This window comes from Sedimentitalea todarodis (genome assembly GCF_032595355.1).
In the GTDB taxonomy this organism is placed as follows: Bacteria; Pseudomonadota; Alphaproteobacteria; order Rhodobacterales; family Rhodobacteraceae; genus Sedimentitalea; species Sedimentitalea todarodis.
In genome coordinates this window covers 1-19668 of record NZ_JASMWN010000039.1, presented here as the reverse complement: position 1 = coordinate 19668, position 19668 = coordinate 1, and the positions used below count along the sequence as shown (strand labels likewise).

Sequence of the window (19668 nt, the reverse complement as noted above, 5' to 3'; positions counted from 1 at the left end):
AGAAAGGTTCATCCATATCACCGAACTCCAGCGTGACGTCATTGCCGCATTTGACGTAGTAGAACATTAGCTCCAGCGTTTCGCCGAGCTGTCCCCTAGCCTTGTTGTAATCGGATATGGCCCGTCGGGCCTCGCGGTATTTGATGGGTGCGTCCCACCGGCTTGGATTGATGGCTGCCTTGATCCGCTTCTTGTAGGGTGAAAGGTCGGTGCCCCCATCCGAAACCAGGAATCTTGCATGCAGGAAATCCTGGTTCTTCGCATCGGCGCGATACAGGTCTTGGACGAGGCCCATGAGTTGTACCCTGGAAAATCCCGACAACGCCCCCTTTATCGCGGTCCAGTTCTTTGTCACGATTCGAGCCCCTTCCAGTTTCTCCACGGCCTCTTTTCTATCGACAACGTAAGGAAGGTGAAACTTCAAGCCAGTGTGTCGGGGACGGCCCAATCCTCCTATTCACCCTACCGCTTTTTGCTGCGGCGCGGCACTCTCGAAGCTGACGTTGGTCGATGGCGCAGCATACTTGTGGCTTTCTGAGCTGCGGCGCATAGTTTTGGTGCACGGTGTGCCGCGATATGTCCAAATGTTTAGGGAGGAGAGCGCCAATGTCTGACTACAACTATGATGAATTTTCGACTGGTGATTATGATTTCGATAGCGTTGCCGGGCCACTCGTTGGGGAGAAGGCGCCTGACTTCGAACTCGCAACCATCGACGGCGCCACACAGTCGATTCTCTAGTTTGACGGAGAATTCCTCGTGCTTGAAATGGGTAGCATCACATGCCCACTGTTCCAAAGTCGCCGCGCGGTTATGGAAACCCTTGATCACGCGATTGAAGGTGTCAGCTCCGCCGTACTTTATGTTCGAGAGGCGCATCCAGGAGCTGACATTCCGAGCCACAAAGATTTTGATGAGAAGATGGCCTGTGCTTCACGCCTCAGGAAAGTCGACGGCGAGACACGCACTGTCTTTGTGGATGGCTTTGACGGTCGTGCGCATCAAGCATACGGAAGCATGCCGAACGCGGTCTTTATCATCAATCGGAACGGTTGTATGGTGTTCAGATCGGAGTGGAACAACCCGTCTGCCACACAAAAAAGCGCTGGCGGCACTGCTTGCAGGGCAAGAAGTCCGAGTCAAAAGCTATTTTCGCCCGGCACTACCGTCAGTTGCATTACGCACGCTTGAGAATGCAGGAAAGGGATCAACGTTTGATTTTTTCAAAGGGCTGCCGAAATTGATCTGGACGAACGTCATCAAGCGGAACCTGAAACTTCTCTTTAACCGCCCAGTTTCTGGGTCACGCGATACTGTCTGTTGACGGAATTCCAACCTCAAAAGTTCCGATTACCTTACTGTCGGAACATCGGCCCATTCCTGCCGTTGGTCGATGCCTAGCAATGCTGCGGTCGCAGCCCGCTTTCCGGCCATTCGCTGCAGTGCGAAATCGGTACTGTTTCGAACTCACAGTCAGCGGACAGAGCTTCCGGTTGCGTTCCCCATAAATACGTTTGCAAGCCGCACTTTTAGAAAGCACTTCTGCTGGGATGCCGACCCTGCCAAATCACTTGTTTAAAAAAATAAGGTGAACAATGCTTGCTTACTTGTGCGAGAGGCGCTAGGCGCTGTGTGTTACGTTAAACTCTATCGATAATCTGCTCCTTACGGCTCAGTGTCCCGATCTAGCACTGACATAGCCGACCTGCCGCATTCCGTGGGCAGCAATAAAGGAGAACTACGATGGCCAATGGCACCGTAAAATGGTTTAATTCTACAAAAGGTTTTGGGTTTATCGCCCCCGAAGGTGGCAGCAAAGATGTGTTTGTGCACATTTCCGCGGTCGAGCGCGCTGGTCTGACCGGCTTGAATGACGACCAAAAAGTTACTTTCGATATCGAATCCGGCCGCGATGGTCGCGAAAGCGCAGCCAACATAGCCTTGGCTTGAAGCTGATCCCGAGAGGGATAATGCGAATGACTATTGGCGGGCGGATCGGAGACGATGCGCCCGCTTTTTAGCTTCCACGCAACGGGCCAAACTATTCGCAGGCAATCGATTGCGCTGTTCTGAAAACGTTTGTGCGCTATCCCGGCATGCGACGGCGAAGAGAACGCCACTAAACACTGCATCAACTCATCATGTGCACTGTGTGTAAACCCGTTTGGGTTGACGGAAGGCTTCGAAACAGTGATCCGCGCAGGCCCTTCCAATCCCAGCAACAAAAATGTGAGCCCACATACATATGAAAAATTCTGGACGAGATCGCTTTGACGAACGCCTCAAGAATGCAAATCAAGCCAAACGAAATAAGCTTGAACGTTTCCAAGCTGCAGCAGATGACCCCGACAGACGGGTCAAGCGTGCTCAAAGAGATGCCGCAGCGCTTGCTCGGAAATCAGAGCAGCAGGCGAAGGCAACACAGTTGCTACTCGAAAAAGAGGAGCGCGAACGGCTGGAAGCTGAGAACGCCAAGCGCGATGAAGAGCAAGTCGCAGCACGCGAAGTAGCCCTTGAAGCGGAACGTGCTGTGACTGCAGAACAAGCTATCGCGCAAAAGGCGACCAATGACGCAGAACGCAAGGCGGAACGGGATCGACGCTATGCCGCGCGACGAAACCGTAAGCGCTGACTCAACCAAAATTGCCGCTCGCCAGGGAAAAACTGGGTTAGCTGGGGCTGTTTTGGGCTGATTTTGTTGAAAAACTCGGTGTCCGACCCGGAACGGTCAAATGCAGAGAACTTTTTCCCGCGATAGATCGCTTTGCAAACATCGTTTCATAAAGCCCAAATTGCAGCGACTATGTTCCAATATTTTGGACCAAATTTTGCTGCGTCGAGTTTTTCAACACAATCGGCTTACTGCTGCCATCGGATGCAATGCAGTATGTCGGCACGTGTGGCCGCGTCCCGTGTCTTAGACGGCCCTTACCGGCCCTTGACCACGCCCTGCCTCCGCTGCGATGCGGCCCGTCATTTCAGACTTTCGCTGCGAGTGCACAAACAAGCACGCGGCGAACTCACACAACGCGGACAATGCGAGCTTTCGCGACATGCGCACCAATGGCGGCTATCGTTAGCGCAAATCGCTGTCTACGTTTACTCCTAAACTTTCTCCTCATGGGTCAAAACGGTGTTAACTTCACTGGTGAACGCAGCGGAAGGGGTGGCCGAAAATGTTGCACTACAAGGTTCTAGGAGAGGGCAGACCGGTCGTGATACTTCACGGTGTCACTCTAGATCATTGTCATATGGTTGAAATTCTAGAGCCCGCTTTTGAGCAGCTTGAAGGCTGGCAACGAATCTATCTGGACTTACCTGGCCATGGGAAGAGCCCACCGCAGGAGAAAATCGACAGCCAAGACGGCATTTTGAATACAATAGAAGAGTTCATTGCAGATCAATTGGGCGACAAACCCTTTGCCATAATCGGTCTTTCGCGAGGCAGTTACATTTCGCGGGGGATCATCCATCGGCAAACCGACCGGGTCCGAGGTGCCGCTTTGATAGTGCCAGGTGGCAACCCGGGTTCACCTAATCCGCTTCCCAAGCACGAAATTCTTGAACCTGACCCAACAATCCGGTCCGAGTTGCCGGAAGATGAAATCTGGACTTTTGAGAACTTTGCGGTCGTTCAGAGTCGCGACATCATGGAGAAAAGAAGAAAAATACTGAAACCTGCAATGCAACTGCACGATAAGGCTCAAGAGGCACGCGTAAAGGAACGATTCACCTTCAGCTTTGCTGAGGCAGAAGAAGCTGCGATTTTTGGGAAACCGAGCCTACTCATCGCTGGGCGTCAGGATTGGATGAGCGGTTATCTAGATTCAGTTGATCTGATGCATCGGTATCCGCGTGCAACCCTTGCGGTTTTAGACGCCGCAGGACACGGACTGGCGTTCGAACGCCCCGAATTGTTCACAGGCCTAATTCGGGACTGGCTACATCGCCTTGCGGTGGATTGGGCAGACTAACTCAAAACATGGAAGACCTTCGACCATCATCGAAGGATATAAACTCTATCAGTCGGAAAAGGTCCGCAAGGAGCTTGTTCATACTTCAGGACAGCGCCTCGTTAAGGCTGCAATGTGTGATTAACCAACTATCATCAGGCTGACGCGCCAAAACATTTAGTGAGACGCCCTCCCCTGTCGTGCCTTCGCTAAATTCTGCAATACACCAGCCGAGATCGCCATCTCTATTCGCACTTGAGACGATGATTTGCTTGTTATCTGCACCTACCGTGACCCACTCAGCATGCGCGTTTTCTATCGCCTTCCGTCCAATTGCAGGTGGTCCAAATGGTGAATACATTTCTGCATGTTCCGCATATACGGACGCGCATCCTTTAGCGTCCCCCCGCCGGTAGAAGGTGACATAGTGATCAAGCAGCTTCTGGCACTCTTGTTTGAAAGACACGTAGATTATCCCCATTGCTTGATCTTAGCATTCGTTCTTCAAATCCTGCGGTCAAAGTCTTTCACAGTCAATTGGTCCGCGTCGAGCCAACCTGAGATAATCCCAAGGTAGACCCTACTTGCCCAAAAGACCTCGAAAATCTGAGACTGTTGACACGTTTTCTTAACCATGCGTTGTGAAGCGGTCAGTCGTGCAAAGTGCTGCATCGGTTAAAATGGGTTTACAGCAGTCATCTAACGATTTTCGTCAGACGAATTGCTGGGTCGTGGCCGGAAAAGACTGCTGAGCGGGACACAACGGTCTTCCTCAACTCAACTCGGCTCAAAGAGGCGTTGATCATAAAGCTGATCAACTGAAGCCGCTGCCAATTCAGGGAAAGCCAGCAACAGGCGCTGTGTGGCTGAAGATCGGGCGTCGCGCTGTTATCGTTCGATGTGCTTCTTGAGTATGGCCCGATTTCAAAAGCAGATTCAGATATGTCAGCTCCAACAGGTCGCGCTGCGCCCGGCTGCCTCCGAGGCGAGCGTGATCTGCCATGACCGGTGTTAATTGTTGCAGAGCACCCATCCAGTCTTGCCGGGCTATCGCTCCCCAAGCTTGCGCTGATCCCATCGGAAAAGTATTCCTGTTCGGGATCGCCCGACATGTTCTCAAAGGCCAGAACGGCGATGGAAGGTTGCTCTGGTCGCGCCGGAAACGCACCGTCCAGATCGCCATTGGTGGCCTCGGCAGCGCCAAGCCTGTCGCGCAGGTCTAGTTTCGATGACACGCCCAGTTTCCGATAGATCGCCGCCAGATGAGTCCGTACCGTGGACGGCGCAAGACACAGACGGTCCGCTATCTGCTGATAGCTTTCGCCGCGTGCATAGTCTTGCGCGATTTGGCTCTCGCGATGACTGAGCCGGCTCACCTCCAGCGGCTCTTCAGTCACGGAGTGGCCTGTTGTATGGCTTTGATCATGCGGGCGTTTTCCAGCGCGATCACGCTTTGGGCCGCAAACAGCTGGGCAAGCCGGGTGCTTTCATCGGAAAAAGGACGAACAGTCTGGCGATAGATAGTGAACGCGCCAACCAGAGTGTTTCCGGCAAGCATCGGGATCGCAACGAAGGACCGCGCTCCGCCAAGATCCGCCGTGGCATAGCGCAAGGGATCATCCGTCTGGTAAATCGCCTCGGACTTGACGTCGATGATATTGATGACAGCGCGCTGCTCGTTCATCCGACCAAGGCCCGTGCCGGTGCTGACCGAAAAAACACCCTGACTGTCGAGCCAATTCCTAAAAAGTATCGGAATGCCGACGGCATGATCGGCCAAAAATCTGCCGTCTTGCTTGTATTCGAACAGGATCCCGAACTCCGCGTCGCAAAGCTCCAGAGCGTAGCTGAGGATCAAAGGGACAACTTCGTCGAGGTCGCCCTGCGCGGCGCTGATGATCCGCAAAACCTCGCTCAGCGCTTTTTCCCGACTGATGGCTTCTTCCAGGCTCAGCGCCAATTCTGACACAACCATTGCCAGTTCCGATGGGCTGCGGGGCTCCGGTCCTTCGCCCTTCAGCCGGGTCGCCAATTCCAGTTTTGAGGACACTTCCAGTTTGCGATAGATGGTTGCCAGGTGAGTGCGGACCGTGCTGGGAGCGATGCACAAGGTGTCGGCGATCGACTGATAGGTCTGTCCGCCCGCGTAGGCCTGCGCGATCTGCACTTCCCTTTGGCTGAGATCGGCCAGCTCTGACACCTGAGAACTCTCCATAAAATAAAGGTTTGGATGAAGTGTGGTGAGAACGCGTTCAATAAGCAATCCTGCAAATGCAGTAGGTTGAATACTGCACGCTGACGCCCGATTTTACCGCATCTGCACGATACCCGGCGTCCCAGGCGCTGACCTAGGGTTGGCCCATTGGATCAACACGAAGGATGGACAGATGACACATTACGAAACGGCGACCGCATTCTTTGAAGCTTGCGAAACGGGTCAGGGTTGGGACGGCTGCAAGGCCTTTTGTCACGCGGGGGCAAGCTTTTCTTGTCAGGCGGATGCACTGGCAGAGACGACAACCCTCGCCGCTTATGCCGACTGGATGAAGGGGCTTTTGACGCCTGTGCCGGATGGCCGGTACAAACTGACCGCCTTCGCGGCAGACGAGGCGCGCGGCACCGTTGTCGCGACGGCCGAATTTCACGGCACGCAGACGGGCGAAGGCGGACCGGTGCCACCCACTGGGAAATCTGTGGTCTCGGACTACGCGTATGTCATCCAGTTCGATGGCGACAAGATCAGCCATATGACCAAAATCTGGAATGACGTACACGCCCTGCGCGGGCTCGGCTGGGCGTGATGCGCTGGCGCATCCTTGGCCTACTGTTTCTGGCCCGCATCGGGCTTGGGTTTCAGTTTCAGACAGTGGCCTCCGTTGGCGACGATCTCATCGTCGCCTTCGGGCTCGACTATGTGGGCATCGGTCTCTTGATTGGGCTGTTCATGGCGCCCGGTTTGGTTCTGGCCATGCCCGCAGGCTATTGGGGGCGCTACGTGTCTGACCGCATCATGGTGGTATTTGGATTGGGCGCCTTGGCTTTGGGTGGCGCCGTGTCGTCCCTGGCGAGCGAAAGTTGGGGCCTTGGGCTAGGTCGCATCCTTGCCGGGGCCGGGTTTCTGTTCACCACGCTCTATCTGACGAAGATGGTCGCAGACTGGTTTGAGGGCCGCGAAATCGCGACCGCCATGAGCATCCTTGTCATGAGTTGGCCTTTCGGTATCGCCATGGGCCAGGTCGGCCACGCATGGCTTGCCCATGAGTTTGGCTGGCAAGTTCCGTTTCAAGTCGCCTCGGTCTATTGTCTGATCGCAGCCCTTGGGGTGTTTGTCTTCTACCGGGCACCACATGATCTACCACATGCCAAAGGCGGGCCGCGCGCGACGATGACACGGCAGGAGTGGCAGTTGGTGTTCTGTGCCGCCGCCGCCTGGGGTGTCTTCAACGCGGCCTACGTCACTTATCTGTCCTTCGGGCCAAAGGTGCTTGAAGGCCTGGGCCAGTCCGCCATCGCGGCGGCTGGTGTCATCAGCATCGGCAGTTGGATTATGATCGCATCCGGCGCGGTCTGCGGGCAGATCGTGGACCGATTTGGCGGGCGAAATGTCGTTTTGACGGTCTGCATGGGCGGGGCCATTGCCGCGCTCTTACTGCTCGGCGTGCCCGGTGCCGGCTTTGGTGCAAGTGTGCTTTTCGGCTTGATCGGCATGGCCCCAGCCGGGGTGATCATGGCCATGGCCATGGCAGGCCAAGCCATGCGGCCCCAGGTCCGGGCCTTCGGAATGGGCATCTTCTTCACCGTTTACTATGCGATCATGTTGGTCACACCGCCCGTGGCAGGCGCCATTCTCGACGCCACAGGCAATGCGCAGGGGCCCATGTGGCTCGCGATCCTGCTCTTTGCCGCCGTGGTCCCACTGGGTCTCGCGTTCCAATACATCAAAAACGTGCCCCGCGTGGGCTTGGCAAAGGAAGCATAGTCATGGACGTTCGAAAAACGGTTTTCACGAAGGAAATCATCACCGCAGATGAGATGGGCCAAGCTTGCGCACCGATCACGCGGGTTGCTGCGATGGCCATTGTCAGAAACCCGTTCGCGGGCATCGCCCAAACGGACCTGGCGGCGCTTTTCGATGTAGGCGCGCAGCTTGGTCAATCTCTGACGGAAGAGCTGGTGATCATGTTGGAGGCGCGCGCACTTTGCTATGGGAAGGCAGCCCTTGTCGGAGCTTCCGGCGCGATGGAACATGGCGCAGCCGTGCTGCACCCGGCGCTCGGCAAACCCGTGCGTGCAGCTATCGGGGGAGGAGCATCACTGATGCCATCCAACCACAAGGTCGGAGCCGTGGGGGCCAGCATTGATTTGCCGATGGGCCACAAAGACGAGGCATGGTCCTTTGATCACATCGACACGATGACGATCTGCGTACCCGACGCCCCACGCGCCGACGAAATTCTGCTGTGTATCGGATTGTCAGACGGAACACGCGCGCACCCGCGCGTTGGAAAGGGCCCAAACAGAGCCTAGAACTCTGGCCTTTTTTGGCGGCATTTACACAGCGGCCATTCGCTAAAAGCGCAGCATCGGTAAGGTCGGCCCACTCCGGACATTGGTCCAGGCTCCTGTCGCTGCGGTGCAGCCCGGCTTTGCAGCCGTTCGCCGCATCCGCGAAATCGGGTGCCGGGCGAATTCACGCAGTGCGGACGAGGCTGCCGTTGGGTGATATTGGTCGGATGACTGTTCATCGACTGAGGATTCAACGGATCGCCGCAACACACTGGACATCTCTTCGCGCTCCTCAAGGCGCAACGCCAGCCGAGACCTGGTGCGCGCAGGAGGCCGCAGGATACCGAAAACGTCAAGGTCGCGCCCCACGGCCAGCATCGTGCCGCTCAGCCCGAAAACGAAAGGTCCGATAGGATCCAGCTACAGGCTCGCCGGTATTGCGTCCGTTTCGATAATCACTTGTCCGGACTATGCGGCCGCGCCGGTTCCTCGGCCAGATGCGCGGCTGCCTTCTTGGCGAGCGCAAGAAAGGTCGCGCGCTCTTTTGGCTCCAGACCTGACATCAGCTCGAATTGCAAATCACGCACAACGGGCGACACCGCCGAAAGCAAGTTTTCGCCATCTTTCGTCAGCCGGACCTGTTTAGCGCGCCTATCGCTCTTACTGACCTCGCGCGCGACCAGACCCTTCTGCTCCAACCTATCAATGACGCCACCGATTGTTGCGCGATCATAGGCGATCATCGCGGCGACCGTAGCCTGATCGACGTCCGGATGGGCGTGAATCGCGCTCATGGCTGCAAACTGAACCGGTGTCATGTCGAAACCGGCTTTTTTTGTACGCACTTGGAAAACGTGGGTCGAGTTCTGGTGTAGCCGCCTCAACAAATGACCGGCCATTTCGAAGAGTTCCATCCCGATTCGCCCCTTCCTTGACACCTCAGTGCCGCCTTGCCCCAGCTCAATAGCTGCTCTCGGCCCTCTTCTAATTCATTTACAGCGACTTACCAAGCTTAAGTTGTATACTTACCAATTTCGTTGACACGCATATAATAAGTAAACTAATAGTATGCTTACTTACCTTAATGCTGCACGGGAGGTGATATATCCAAGGGAGGACAGGATGACACGATTTTCGAAATTTTTTTGCACGACTGCGGTGGCTGTGATCACTGGCACTTCGGCCCTTGCGCAAGAGGTGACGCTGATCATGCACCACTTCCTGCCTCCGGTGGCGAATGCGCACAAAGTCATGCTTGAGCCTTGGGCAGACAAGATCGAAGCCGATAGCAACGGACGCATCGCCGTCGAGATTGCACCGGCCATGGCGATGGGCGGCAGACCCAACGAGCTTTACGGTCAGGTGCGCGACGGAACAGCGGACATCGTCTGGACGCTGCTGGGCTATACGCCGGGCGTCTTCCCACGCAGCGAGGTTTTCGAGCTGCCGTTGGTGCACGCCGGATCCGCCACCGATACCACGATTGCTCTGAACGCTTCGCTCGACTTGCTGGCAGAAGATTTCGAGGACGTACATGTCCTCTTCCTGCACAGCCATGACGGCAACCTCATCCACTCGGCAACCGAGCCGGTGCGGAGCTTCGAAGACGCGGCTGGCCTGAAACTGCGCACCCCAGGCCGCACCGGCGCCTGGGTGAGCGAAGGCATGGGTGCCGAGCCCGTGGGCCTGCCCGTCCCAGCACTGCCTGAGGCGATGTCCAAGGGCGTTGTCGACGGGGCGTTGACCACCTACGAGATCGTTCCGGCCCTAAATCTGCAGGAACTCGACAGGTTCACAACCGAACTGCCGAATGGCGATCGCTTCGGCACAGCGGTTTTCATGGTGGCGATGAACAAGGATGTTTACGAAGACCTGCCGGACGATCTGAAAGCCGTGATTGACGCCAATTCCCGCGAAAACGTCGCCGCCGAGATCGGCGCGATGTGGGAGGGGTTCGAACAAAGCGGAATCGATGCGCTGCAATCCGCAGGGGTCGAGAACATCGTCCTGCCCGAGGAGGAAGCCGCCAAGTTCCGCGCTGCAAACGAACAGGTCGTGCAGCGCTGGATCGAAGAAGTTTCCGCTAAAGGCATCGACGGTGCCGAATTGGTCGAGGCCGCCCGCGCGGCCATCGCCGACGCCGCCCGATAGGCCGCGACCGGAGGGGCCAGAGCGCCCCACCAAACTCGAATTCAGCCAAGGGAGAGAGCCATGACCGCCTTGCTCAGGCGAACCGTCGATCTGTTTGCCATGCTGGCCGGGGTGATCCTGCTGATCATCGTACTGGTCACAGTCACCAACACGGGCGCCTTCATCCTCGACCGGATCGCCGGCTTCTTCGGTGCCAACGTCGCCGGTTTGCCGGGATACGAGGACTTCGTCCAGCTCGCGATCAGCGGTGCAGCGCTCATGTTCTTCCCATTTTGCCAGGCAAATCGCGGCCATGTGGCGGTCGAGCTGTTCATGCAGCAATTGCCCAAATCCGTCCAGACGGCCGCCGACAAAGCATGGCTGACTCTGACGGCGCTGGTCGGAGCGTTCCTGGTCTATTGGATGGTCTTCGGCATGATGGAAGCCCGCGACGACGGTGCCGTCACTGCGGTACTCGGCTGGCCGGTCTGGCCCTTCTATGCCCCCGGCATCGTAGCAATGGCGCTTTGGGCGCTGGTCGCCGTGGCGCAACTTTTCGGAGACCTCAGCGATGCTTGATCCAATCACCATCGGCGTCTTGGGCCTTATCGTCCTGTTCGGTCTTCTGATCCTTCGGATGCCCGTCGGCATTGCGATGATCGTCGTCGGCGTTGGCGGCACTTGGGTTCTCAGCCAGGTTGTCCCCTTCGTCCGCTTCGTGCCCTACTTGCGGCAGTTCAAATCACTCTTGTGGGAGAATGTCGCAAACTACGACCTGTCGGTGGTGCCCCTGTTTGTCCTGATGGGCTATATTGCTGCGGAAGCGCGGCTATCTTCAGACCTTTTCAAGGGCCTGGAGGCGCTGATGACCCGGCTGCGGGGTGGTGTCGCCATGGCGGCGGTCGCAGCGTGCGGCGGGTTTGGCGCGGTCTGCGGGTCGTCGCTGGCCACCGCCGCAACCATGGGCCGCGTCGCGCTGCCGGAACTGAAAGAGCTGGGCTACGACTCGCGTCTCGCCTCCGGCGCGTTGGCCGCAGGCGGAACGCTCGGCATTCTGATCCCGCCGTCGGTGGCGCTGGTCATCTATGCCATCATCGTCGAGGGCTCGATCCTCAAGATGTTCCAGGCCGCCGTTATCCCCGGTCTGTTGGCCGTCGCCGGATTCATTCTGGTGATCGCAATTCAAGTCCGGGTGAACCCCGCGCTGGCGCCGACTCCGAAACCGATGGATCCCGCTCTGCGCCGCGTGGCACTTGCCCGCCTCGTGCCAGTTATCGCCATTTTCGGAGCCATCATCCTCGGACTCGGCTTTGGCCTTTTCACGCCGACCCCGGCCGCCTCAATCGGCGTCTTCGTGATCACTGTCTACGGCTTCCTGCTGCGTTGGCGCACTGGCGAAGGCCTGAACCTCGCAGGCCTCTTGCGCGCCATCCGCGCCACCGCCATCACCGCAGGCATGATCTACGTGCCGCGCTTAACGTAAAGGGGCTGTCCTATGACTATATCCCTTACGTACTGCGCAACGGCGAGACGCGGACGCCCGACTATCTGCGACGCAACCCGCAAGGCCTAGTGCCGACGCTTGAGCTGGGGGATGGCAGCCACCTGACCCAATCCCTAGCGATTATCGAGTGGCTGGAAGAGACCCACCCCGAACCCGCGCTCTTGCCCCGCGATGCCAAAGCGCGCGCGAGGGTCCGGTCGCTGGCGCATATAATCGCGCTGGACGTGCATCCGCTTAATAATCTGCGGGTGCTTTTCTACCTCCGCGACGAATTCGGCGCGGACGAGGCCAAGCAGAGGGCGTGGTTCACCCATTGGGTCACGCTCAGCTTCGACGCGCTGGAAACCGCGCTGACCAATAGCCCCGAAACGGGACGCTATTGCCACGGAGACCAGCCGACTTTGGCCGATCTCTGCCTCTATGCGCAGGTCTGGAACAACAAGCGTTTCGATATCGCGCTGGACCACTGGCCGACCATCGCATGCATCTTCGCAGAACTCGACCAACTGCCCGCTTTCAACAAGGCCGCGCCGCCGAACCAGCCCGACGCCGCCTGACCAAACCAAAAGGAGACCGTGATGGACAACGCCATGCAACCCGAGGACACCCCGGAACTGCGCGCGCTTTACAAGGGTTTCGAGCAAAACCACATGAACCCTCTCTGGACCCAAACCGGGGACTTGATGCCCGAGCACCCCAAGCCGAAAGCAGTTCCCTACGTCTGGAGATGGGCCGATCTTTTGCCCATGGCAGAGAAATCTGGCGATCTGGTGCCGGTGGGCCGCGGCGGTGAGCGCCGGGCCATCGGCCTTGCCAATCCAGGGCTGGGAGGTCGCGCTTACATCACGCCGACGCTGTGGTGTGCGATCCAGTACCTGCTCCCGGGCGAGAACGCCCCCGAACACCGGCATTCCCAGAACGCCTTCCGTTTCGTGGTTGAGGGCGAAGGCGTCTGGACGGTCGTGAACGGCGACCCCGTGCGCATGTCGCGCGGCGACCTGCTGCTGACGCCTGGCTGGGCCTTTCACGGCCACCACAATGTGGCCACCAAGCCGATGGCCTGGATCGACGGGCTCGACATCCCGTTCAGCCAGCAGATGGACGTAGGCTTCTTCGAGTTCGGTGCCGAGCGTGTGACTGACAACGCAACACCGAACTACAGTCAGGGCGAGCGCCTCTGGTGCCACCCGGGCCTACGCCCTCTTTCGGGGCTTCAGGATACGGTTGCGTCCCCAATCGGGGCCTACCGCTGGGAGCACACCGACCGCGCCCTCACTGAGCAGCTTCTGCTTGAGGACGAGGGCCAGCCAGCCACGGTTGGACTTGGTCATGCGGCGGTGCGTTATACCAACCCCACGACGGGCGGCGATGTGATGCCGACAATCCGCTGCGAATTCCACCGCCTGCGCGCTGGCACCGAGACGCCAAACTGTCAGGAGGTCGGCTCTTCTGTCTTCCAAGTCTTTGAGGGTGCAGGGTCCGTGGTGCTAGGTGGCGAGACCCGCAAGCTTGAGAAAGGCGACATCTTCGTCGTGCCCTCCTGGGTCGGATGGTCGTTGCAGGCTGAAACGCAGTTCGATCTGTTCCGCTTTTCCGACGCGCCGATTATGGAGCGGCTGAACTTCATGCGCTCCATGGTGGACGGGAAATGACCAAACGCCCCGAGGACATCGCCGCCCGCAAAGCGCTCCGCGCGCGACAGGGCGGCGGTGCTCGCTACGACGCCGTCACCGCCCCGCATGACAATCGGTTGCTGGCGCGGCGCGGCGCGGCCTACTTCGCGCGTAAGCTCAACGAGTTGAGCGATGCGGACTTGTATGGTTTGTCGCTTTGCAATGGCTGGACGCGCGCGCATCTGGTGGCCCATGTGAGCCACGAGGCACGCGCCCTCGCAATTGCTTTAAAATCGCTGCGAGAGCCGCTGATCGCAGAAGAAGCAGAGTGGAAACCTGACTTGGCGCTCGCGGCCACGCTTCCCTCGCGGGCTCTGCGGCATCTCTACGACCACTCGGCGAAACATCTGGATGTCGAGTGGCGCGACCTTCCTCCCGATCGCTGGAACATGACATTGACCACTCTCGGAGGCGATACGGTGACCGCGCGTGATACACCGATGATCAGAGCTGAGATGGTTTGGCGCGCGGCGATCGACCTGGGCAACGGTGGTAGGCCTACGGATGTTCCACGAGCACTTCGCCAGCACTCGGCCAAGTAGACTCAAACCGATAGACCGCGACAATAGAGGGCTTTTTTGTCAGCGATTACGGCGCCAAATGCCCCTGGGCTACGCGGCCAGCAACCGGTCGATATGCTCTGGTCCAGTTGGCCTTATGCCGTTCGGGTTCAGCGCCTTGATCGAGTAGTAGCCGCGGGTGATGTGGTCCATGTTCACGGTCCCGGCGACGCCCGGGATTGCGAGGATCCGCTGCATGTAGGCGGACAGGCATGGGTAGTCCTTGATCTGTTTCCGGTTGGTCTTGAACAGCCCGTGATAGGCTGCGTCGAAGCGGATCAGAGTGACGAAGGTGCGGATGTCGGTCTCGGTCAGGCGGTCGCCGAACAGGAAATCGCCCGTCAGTCGCTCTTCGAGTTCGTCAAGCATCGCGAACACGTCGGTCACCGCTTCGTCATGGGCCTCTTGCGAAGTGGCAAAGCCGGCCTTGTACACGCCGTTGTTGAGCATGTTGTAAATGCGCGGGATTAGCGCGTCGATATCCGCGGCCAGATCGTCCGGATAAAGGCGCAGGTTGGATGGCACGATCTGCTCGAACGCGGTGTCGAACATGCGCAGGATATCGGCGCTCTCGTTGTTCACCATCACGTCCCGCTTCATGTCCCACAGCACCGGCACGGTGGCGCGGCCGGTATAGTTGGCATCGGCGCGGGTGTAGAGTTCGTGCATATATCGGGCCCCGAACAGCGGGTCCTCATAGGCGCCGGGATAGCCTCCGAACTGCCAGCCCTGAGCGGTCAGAGTCGGGTTTACCACGGTCACCGGGATCACCTTGTCCAGTCCCTTGAGCGTCCGGGCGATCAGCGTGCGCGACGCCCAGGGGCAGATCAGCGCGACGTTGAGCCGGTAGCGACCGGGTTCGGCCGCAAAGCCGCCCTCGCCGGTCGGGCCGGGGCGGCCGTCCGGCGTGATCCAGTTGCGAAAGCCCGAGACCTGGCGGACGAACCGTCCCTTATCGTCGGCCTTTTGCACCGGTTGCCAGTCTTCAATCCATTTTCCATCTTTAAGCATTTCGGGAGCTCCTCAAGCAGTGTGGAACACGAAGGACCGCATCGAGACCGAGCCGAGGTCGATGCTGTCGGTCATGAAAGTCAGCGCGTCGCGCATGTCTGCGGCGCCGGCGATAGTCAAGGCGGGCAGATAATGATCGACCGTCGGATGCGCTTTCCGCAGCAGCGCGCCGAGCGCTTCCCGGTCCGCCAGCGCGGCGAAATCGCGGTCGGCGAGGCGGTCGGCGAAGAGCCCGTCGAACTCCAGCGCAAAGTCCATCGGCCTTCCGCCGGGGCGCATGGCGCGCAAGTTGTGCACCACGTTGCCGGAGCCAAGGATCAGCACGCCGCGGTCCCGCAGTTCCGAGAGTGTCCGGCCGACTTCCAGCTGGTGTTCCAACCCGCGTTCCATGTCGATGGAGACCTGGAAGACCGGTACATCCGCCTCGGGATAAAGGAACTTCAGCACCGCCCAGGCGCCGTGATCCAGCCCCCAGGTGTCGTCCTCCTGCGCCCGGTGCGAGGCCAGCAGCGTCACCACCTCGCGGGCAAGATCAGGCTGGCCCCTGGCGGGATATTGCTCGGCATAGAGCGCCTCGGGGAAGCCGTAGAAATCATGGATCGTACGCGGCATGGCGGAGACATCGACCAACGTGGTGTCCTTGGTCATCCAGTGCGCCGAGACCACGAGGATTGCCTTGGGGCGCGGCAAGCTCTGACCAAGGTCGATCCAGGCGCGGGCATAGGCGGTGTCTTCGATGGCGTTCATCGGGCTGCCGTGACCGAGAAAGACCAGCGGCATGCGGTCCGACGGCGCAAAGCTGTCGCGAAGGGTTTGAAGGCTGTGGGTCTGCATGACACGTCTCCTGATATGAGACCGGGCCGCGGTAGTGCGGCCCGGCCCTGCGGCGATCAGGCGAAGCGGCCGAGCTGTTTTTCAAGCACCGGCAGGCGCAGCGCGTAGGCTCCGGCGCCAAGTATCAGGATGGCACCCTGCACCACCGCCCAGAACAGCGGGTATTCCCAGCCGCCGCCCTCTCTCGAGAAGGCCCAACCGTTCCCGCCATGGACCCAGACCGCGCCGAGCAGAACAGCGATCAGCGGGACCGAGACGGCGCGCACGCCAACGCCAAGGATCAGGGCGAGACCGCCGCCGAGTTCGGCGAGAATGGTCAGGTAGGCAAAGAAACCAGGCAGGCCCAGGCTTTCAAAGTAGCCGACGGTGCCGGGGATGGTGAAGACGCTGACCTTCATCCAGCCATGGGCGAGAAAGGCCACGCCGCTGGTCAGGCGCAGGGCGAGGGCTGCGTAATCGGCGTTGGTTTTGGGGGTCGCATCAATGGTCATGATCGTCATTCCTTTGAGTTGGCAAGGCCCGCTTGAAGCGCGGCTCTGATGTCATGCGGCATAGTTAAGGCTTGCCGGCCATCAACAAAATGGCGATGTTGTTGAATGACTATCCTCAAAACGTTCGCAATTATCCATGGACCTCGTCGATGAACTCAAGGCCTTTGTGGCCACGGCCCAGACCGGATCCTTCACCGCTGCGGCGGATCAGCTTGGCGTGTCGAACCGGCTGACCTCGAAATACGTGGCTGCGCTGGAGGATCGGCTGGGCGTTCGCCTGCTGCAACGCACCACGCGCCGAGTGGGGCTGACACCGGCGGGCCAGGATTTGCTGGCGCGCGCCCCGGCGATGCTGGACGATCTGGATGACCTGCTGGCCGAGGTGTCGGAAGGATCCCGGGGCTTGTCCGGCGTGATCCGTATTTCCGCGCCGGCGACCTTTGGCGAGGTATACGTTGTCGACATGCTTGCCCGTTTTGGCGCCGCGCACCCCGGGCTGACCCTCGATCTGAGGCTGAGCGACCGCTACGTGGACCTCGCCAGCGAGGGAATCGATGTGGCCTTTCGCATTGGCAAGACCGACATGCTGTCGCTCAAGGTCCGCAAGCTGGGATCTTTCAGAAGCATGGTGGTCGCCAGTCCCGAATATATCGACTCACAAGGGATGCCGGAAACACCCGCAGAGCTGGCAGACCATGCCTGCATCGTGGACACCAACCGCCGCGCCGCGCATCGCTGGGTCTTCAGGAACGGTACAGAGGAGGCCATTGCCCATGTGCAGGGTCGGTTCCACGTCAACTCGGCCCGGGCCGCCGCTGAACTGGCCGTGCGCGGCATGGGCATCGCCTATGCGCCGCGTTTCGCTCTCGCAGCGGCGCTGGACTCCGGTGCATTGGTCCCAGTGTTGACAGCCCATGACGGCGAAACCGGACCAGTTGCCGCTGTCTATCTAGAAGGCCGCGCACTGCCCCGCAAAGTGCGCGCACTGATCGAGTTCGCAGCGGAGGACATCCGAACGGCGGATATCCTTTGACGACATCCAGCAGCCGAACACTCCAGACGCCGATTCATAGTTTGTCGGGCAAACTGTGGCAGCGAGTTCCGAGCAGTGCCGGATCTCTTGGGGCAGGAAAACCAACGTTCGATCCCGGTCCCATCATCCAGTTTGGCCTCTCGTTAGTTTCTCGAAGGAGTTGCGGCGCAGCAACGTCACGTCAGAAACGGCGGGTGCAGTGATCCACAGATACCGGCCGTTGGTGCGCAACGCAGAAAAAGCCAAAATGGGCTCCGTCCTGCCGCCTACTGCAGAATCTACGAAGGCCTGGCCTGGATTGGCGAACGGCAATAACCGTCCGCCAACTTCGTTCAGATATCGATGCGTTCAGCAATACTCAGGGCATATTCCAGCTCAGCGCCCAAATAACGGACTGTGCTATCGACCTTCGTGTGGCCAAGCAGAAGCTGCACAGCGCGAAGGTTGCCCGTTTTGCGGTAAATCTCTGCAGCTTTGGTTCGACGCATCGAGTGTGTCCCGTATCCGCTGGGTTCCAGGCCAATCGCTGTCACCCAGTCTCGCACAAGTCGACCATATTGACGTGTCGAGATATGCGAGCGGTTATGGAAACGGCTCGGGAACATAAAGCGGCACCCGATCATCTCAGGTGATCTCACCCACGCAATGACAGTATCACGTGTGTTTTCAGTCAGTTCGAATTGAACCGGTTTCTTGGTTTTGCTCTGGATCACCGATACCCGCTCGCGAACGCGGTCATCTTTGACCAATTCTACCACGGCGAGTTTGACCAGATCACATCCACGTAGCTTGCTATCGATGGCCACGTTGAACAGTGCAAGATCGCGTAAGTAGCCGGCAAGTTCGAGTCGAGCACGAATAGCCCAAACCTGTTTGGGAAGCAGGGGTCGTTTCTGACCGATGATCCGTCCTTTGTTCCATGCTTTGCGTTTTAGGGTGACTGCGGGAAGTTGGACTCTTGGCATAATATGCCCTCCAATCCTCCCGCCAAACCCAGACATCAGCACCGCGCTGACAAAGAATGCATAGCATCCTGGTGATTGGCTGTTGTCCGAAGTCGCTGGCAAGCGGCGTTTCTGCAAGCGCATCAGGTGGCTTTGAGCCCATTCTGCCGACTACTGCGGGCTGTATGAATGGCTGCTATCGCGGGTGATAGCCAATAGGCTGCGGCAAATTCTAATGGACGAAAAAAGGCGAGATGTCATGCTGTTGGTATTTTGAACAGGAAAGGTGAGGCAATGATTGATGTACCAGCCGTGGCAAAGATGGCCGCAGACTATACTGCAGCTTGGAACTCTAAGTCTGCAGAGGCGGTGGCCTCCTTCTACGCAGAAGATGGCGAAATCATTATTAACAATGGCGACCCGTGGAGCGGTCGGTCGCGCGTTCAAGACATGGCCGCAGGTTTTTATGCGGATGTCCCAGATTTGACGCTTATCTGTGATGATGTGCGTTGTGCAGGAACTCATGTGATTTTCGTTTGGACATTCACTGGCCACGATGCAACCAGTGGAAATCCGTTGAACATTCGGGGCTGGGAAGAGTGGGAGGTTGGTGACGACCTCAAAGTAAAGGCGTCGCGCGGGTGGTTTGACGCTGAGGATTACGGACGGCAAGCCGAAGGCAAGTAGCCGCATTCTGAATTTGCGGCCAAATTCTTGCGTGTTCTCGTTAGTGCAAACACGCTGCCTTGTGACCTGTCGGAGGGCCGCCATTCGGCCTTCTCAGCTCAAATGTCGCTTAGTCCGCGCTGCCGTCATTGGGCGGCGTGCACCGTCTCAATGCCTGACAAAAAGCATCAGATGACGGCAGAGAGCCCGGAGCGGACAGCGTGGCCGATATTGGTCTGCATGGTATTGCCAAGTTGTTGACAGCAGATTGTGCTTCCCTGTGAAGGGCGTGGATCACGCGGTCATCTCAGCTGTGTAATCGGCCCAGAGGCTGAACGCATCGTTGCGGGCGTGGCGGTATGA

The 19668-nt window shown here is 58.5% G+C and carries 25 protein-coding genes; 16 read left to right on the top strand and 9 right to left on the bottom strand.

The genetic code is table 11. The features are described from left to right. Nucleotides 1-355 (bottom strand): hypothetical protein (locus tag QO231_RS24555; protein WP_316782481.1); only part of this gene is annotated, 355 nt, incomplete at its 3' end. A gap of 251 nt (nucleotides 356-606) precedes the next feature. On the opposite strand from QO231_RS24555, the gene QO231_RS24550 reads away from it, so the two are divergent. The 5 genes from QO231_RS24550 (at nucleotide 607) to QO231_RS24535 (ending at nucleotide 3974) form a co-directional block, all read left to right on the top strand. Continuing rightward, on the top strand, nucleotides 607-741 hold the full coding sequence (locus QO231_RS24550; protein ID WP_316782478.1) for a hypothetical protein: 135 nt from the start codon (nucleotides 607-609) through the stop codon (nucleotides 739-741). A gap of 27 nt (nucleotides 742-768) precedes the next feature. Further along, nucleotides 769-1191 (top strand): hypothetical protein, encoded by a 423-nt coding sequence (locus QO231_RS26200; RefSeq protein ID WP_394356710.1) that lies wholly within the window; start codon nucleotides 769-771, stop codon nucleotides 1189-1191. A 552-nt stretch (nucleotides 1192-1743) separates the two neighbouring features. Next, on the top strand, nucleotides 1744-1950 hold the full coding sequence (locus tag QO231_RS24545) for a cold-shock protein (protein WP_316782475.1): 207 nt from the start codon (nucleotides 1744-1746) through the stop codon (nucleotides 1948-1950). A 295-nt stretch (nucleotides 1951-2245) separates the two neighbouring features. Beyond that, a complete protein-coding gene (locus tag QO231_RS24540) occupies nucleotides 2246-2632 on the top strand; it encodes a DUF6481 family protein (RefSeq protein WP_316782472.1) in 387 nt (128 codons plus the stop codon). 544 nt (nucleotides 2633-3176) lie between these two features. Continuing rightward, the gene (locus QO231_RS24535) at nucleotides 3177-3974 is read left to right on the top strand and encodes an alpha/beta fold hydrolase (RefSeq protein ID WP_316782470.1); all 798 of its coding nucleotides are present in this window, start codon (nucleotides 3177-3179) and stop codon (nucleotides 3972-3974) included. Nucleotides 3975-4059: 85 nt separating this feature from the next. Here the strand turns inward: QO231_RS24535 and QO231_RS24530 are convergent, their stop codons facing one another. From QO231_RS24530 to QO231_RS24520, 3 genes are all read right to left on the bottom strand, one after another. Next, nucleotides 4060-4434, bottom strand: coding sequence for a YybH family protein (locus tag QO231_RS24530; protein WP_316782468.1), 375 nt, complete (start codon nucleotides 4432-4434; stop codon nucleotides 4060-4062). 214 nt (nucleotides 4435-4648) lie between these two features. Next, nucleotides 4649-5329, bottom strand: coding sequence for a LuxR C-terminal-related transcriptional regulator (locus tag QO231_RS24525; protein WP_316782485.1), 681 nt, complete (start codon nucleotides 5327-5329; stop codon nucleotides 4649-4651). A gap of 17 nt (nucleotides 5330-5346) precedes the next feature. Next, nucleotides 5347-6153: a LuxR C-terminal-related transcriptional regulator gene (locus tag QO231_RS24520; protein ID WP_316782465.1), complete on the bottom strand. Its 807-nt coding sequence runs from the start codon at nucleotides 6151-6153 to the stop codon at nucleotides 5347-5349. Nucleotides 6154-6340: 187 nt separating this feature from the next. On the opposite strand from QO231_RS24520, the gene QO231_RS24515 reads away from it, so the two are divergent. Genes QO231_RS24515 through QO231_RS24505 form a run of 3 tightly spaced genes read left to right on the top strand, consistent with a single transcriptional unit; the run spans nucleotide 6341 to nucleotide 8480 of the window. Beyond that, entirely contained in the window at nucleotides 6341-6754 is a 414-nt protein-coding gene (locus tag QO231_RS24515; RefSeq protein ID WP_316782463.1) for an ester cyclase, read from the top strand. Further along, nucleotides 6754-7932 (top strand): MFS transporter, encoded by a 1179-nt coding sequence (locus QO231_RS24510; protein WP_316782462.1) that lies wholly within the window; start codon nucleotides 6754-6756, stop codon nucleotides 7930-7932. Before QO231_RS24515 ends, QO231_RS24510 begins: the two co-directional genes overlap by 1 nt. A gap of 2 nt (nucleotides 7933-7934) precedes the next feature. Beyond that, a complete protein-coding gene (locus QO231_RS24505) occupies nucleotides 7935-8480 on the top strand; it encodes an amino acid synthesis family protein (RefSeq protein ID WP_316782460.1) in 546 nt (181 codons plus the stop codon). A gap of 434 nt (nucleotides 8481-8914) precedes the next feature. On the opposite strand, the gene QO231_RS24500 is transcribed toward QO231_RS24505, so the two are convergent. Next, nucleotides 8915-9373 (bottom strand): MarR family winged helix-turn-helix transcriptional regulator, encoded by a 459-nt coding sequence (locus QO231_RS24500; protein WP_316782459.1) that lies wholly within the window; start codon nucleotides 9371-9373, stop codon nucleotides 8915-8917. 208 nt (nucleotides 9374-9581) lie between these two features. Between QO231_RS24500 and QO231_RS24495 the strand changes: the two genes are divergently transcribed. The 6 genes from QO231_RS24495 to QO231_RS24470 are packed head-to-tail and all read left to right on the top strand — an operon-like array spanning nucleotide 9582 to nucleotide 14308. Further along, a complete protein-coding gene (locus QO231_RS24495) occupies nucleotides 9582-10610 on the top strand; it encodes a TRAP transporter substrate-binding protein (protein WP_316782458.1) in 1029 nt (342 codons plus the stop codon). Nucleotides 10611-10670: 60 nt separating this feature from the next. Beyond that, nucleotides 10671-11168, top strand: a complete 498-nt coding sequence (locus QO231_RS24490; protein ID WP_316782456.1) for a TRAP transporter small permease — start codon at nucleotides 10671-10673, stop codon at nucleotides 11166-11168. Then, a complete protein-coding gene (locus QO231_RS24485) occupies nucleotides 11161-12072 on the top strand; it encodes a TRAP transporter large permease subunit (protein ID WP_316782454.1) in 912 nt (303 codons plus the stop codon). The genes QO231_RS24490 and QO231_RS24485 overlap by 8 nt, the downstream gene beginning before the upstream one ends. Further along, nucleotides 11973-12650 (top strand): maleylacetoacetate isomerase, encoded by a 678-nt coding sequence (maiA, locus tag QO231_RS24480; RefSeq protein ID WP_316782452.1) that lies wholly within the window; start codon nucleotides 11973-11975, stop codon nucleotides 12648-12650. The genes QO231_RS24485 and maiA overlap by 100 nt, the downstream gene beginning before the upstream one ends. Before the next feature lie 21 nt (nucleotides 12651-12671). Then, nucleotides 12672-13745, top strand: a complete 1074-nt coding sequence (locus QO231_RS24475; RefSeq protein ID WP_316782451.1) for a cupin domain-containing protein — start codon at nucleotides 12672-12674, stop codon at nucleotides 13743-13745. After that, on the top strand, nucleotides 13742-14308 hold the full coding sequence (locus QO231_RS24470) for a maleylpyruvate isomerase N-terminal domain-containing protein (protein ID WP_316782450.1): 567 nt from the start codon (nucleotides 13742-13744) through the stop codon (nucleotides 14306-14308). Before QO231_RS24475 ends, QO231_RS24470 begins: the two co-directional genes overlap by 4 nt. Before the next feature lie 69 nt (nucleotides 14309-14377). Here QO231_RS24470 and QO231_RS24465 read toward each other — a convergent pair whose 3' ends face one another. The 3 genes from QO231_RS24465 to QO231_RS24455 are packed head-to-tail and all read right to left on the bottom strand — an operon-like array spanning nucleotide 14378 to nucleotide 16662. Continuing rightward, a complete protein-coding gene (locus tag QO231_RS24465; RefSeq protein ID WP_316782449.1) occupies nucleotides 14378-15337 on the bottom strand; it encodes a glutathione S-transferase family protein in 960 nt (319 codons plus the stop codon). Nucleotides 15338-15349: 12 nt separating this feature from the next. After that, complete coding sequence (gene ygiD / locus QO231_RS24460; protein ID WP_247038167.1) at nucleotides 15350-16171, bottom strand: 4,5-DOPA-extradiol-dioxygenase; 822 nt, start codon at nucleotides 16169-16171, stop codon at nucleotides 15350-15352. 56 nt (nucleotides 16172-16227) lie between these two features. Then, nucleotides 16228-16662 (bottom strand): DoxX family protein, encoded by a 435-nt coding sequence (locus QO231_RS24455; protein ID WP_247038169.1) that lies wholly within the window; start codon nucleotides 16660-16662, stop codon nucleotides 16228-16230. Nucleotides 16663-16798: 136 nt separating this feature from the next. Between QO231_RS24455 and QO231_RS24450 the strand changes: the two genes are divergently transcribed. Continuing rightward, complete coding sequence (locus tag QO231_RS24450; protein ID WP_247038171.1) at nucleotides 16799-17695, top strand: LysR family transcriptional regulator; 897 nt, start codon at nucleotides 16799-16801, stop codon at nucleotides 17693-17695. Nucleotides 17696-18027: 332 nt separating this feature from the next. Here QO231_RS24450 and QO231_RS24445 read toward each other — a convergent pair whose 3' ends face one another. Continuing rightward, nucleotides 18028-18660, bottom strand: coding sequence for a tyrosine-type recombinase/integrase (locus QO231_RS24445; protein ID WP_316782484.1), 633 nt, complete (start codon nucleotides 18658-18660; stop codon nucleotides 18028-18030). 273 nt (nucleotides 18661-18933) lie between these two features. Between QO231_RS24445 and QO231_RS24440 the strand changes: the two genes are divergently transcribed. After that, entirely contained in the window at nucleotides 18934-19326 is a 393-nt protein-coding gene (locus tag QO231_RS24440; RefSeq protein ID WP_316782444.1) for a nuclear transport factor 2 family protein, read from the top strand. Nucleotides 19327-19668: the final 342 nt, after the last annotated feature.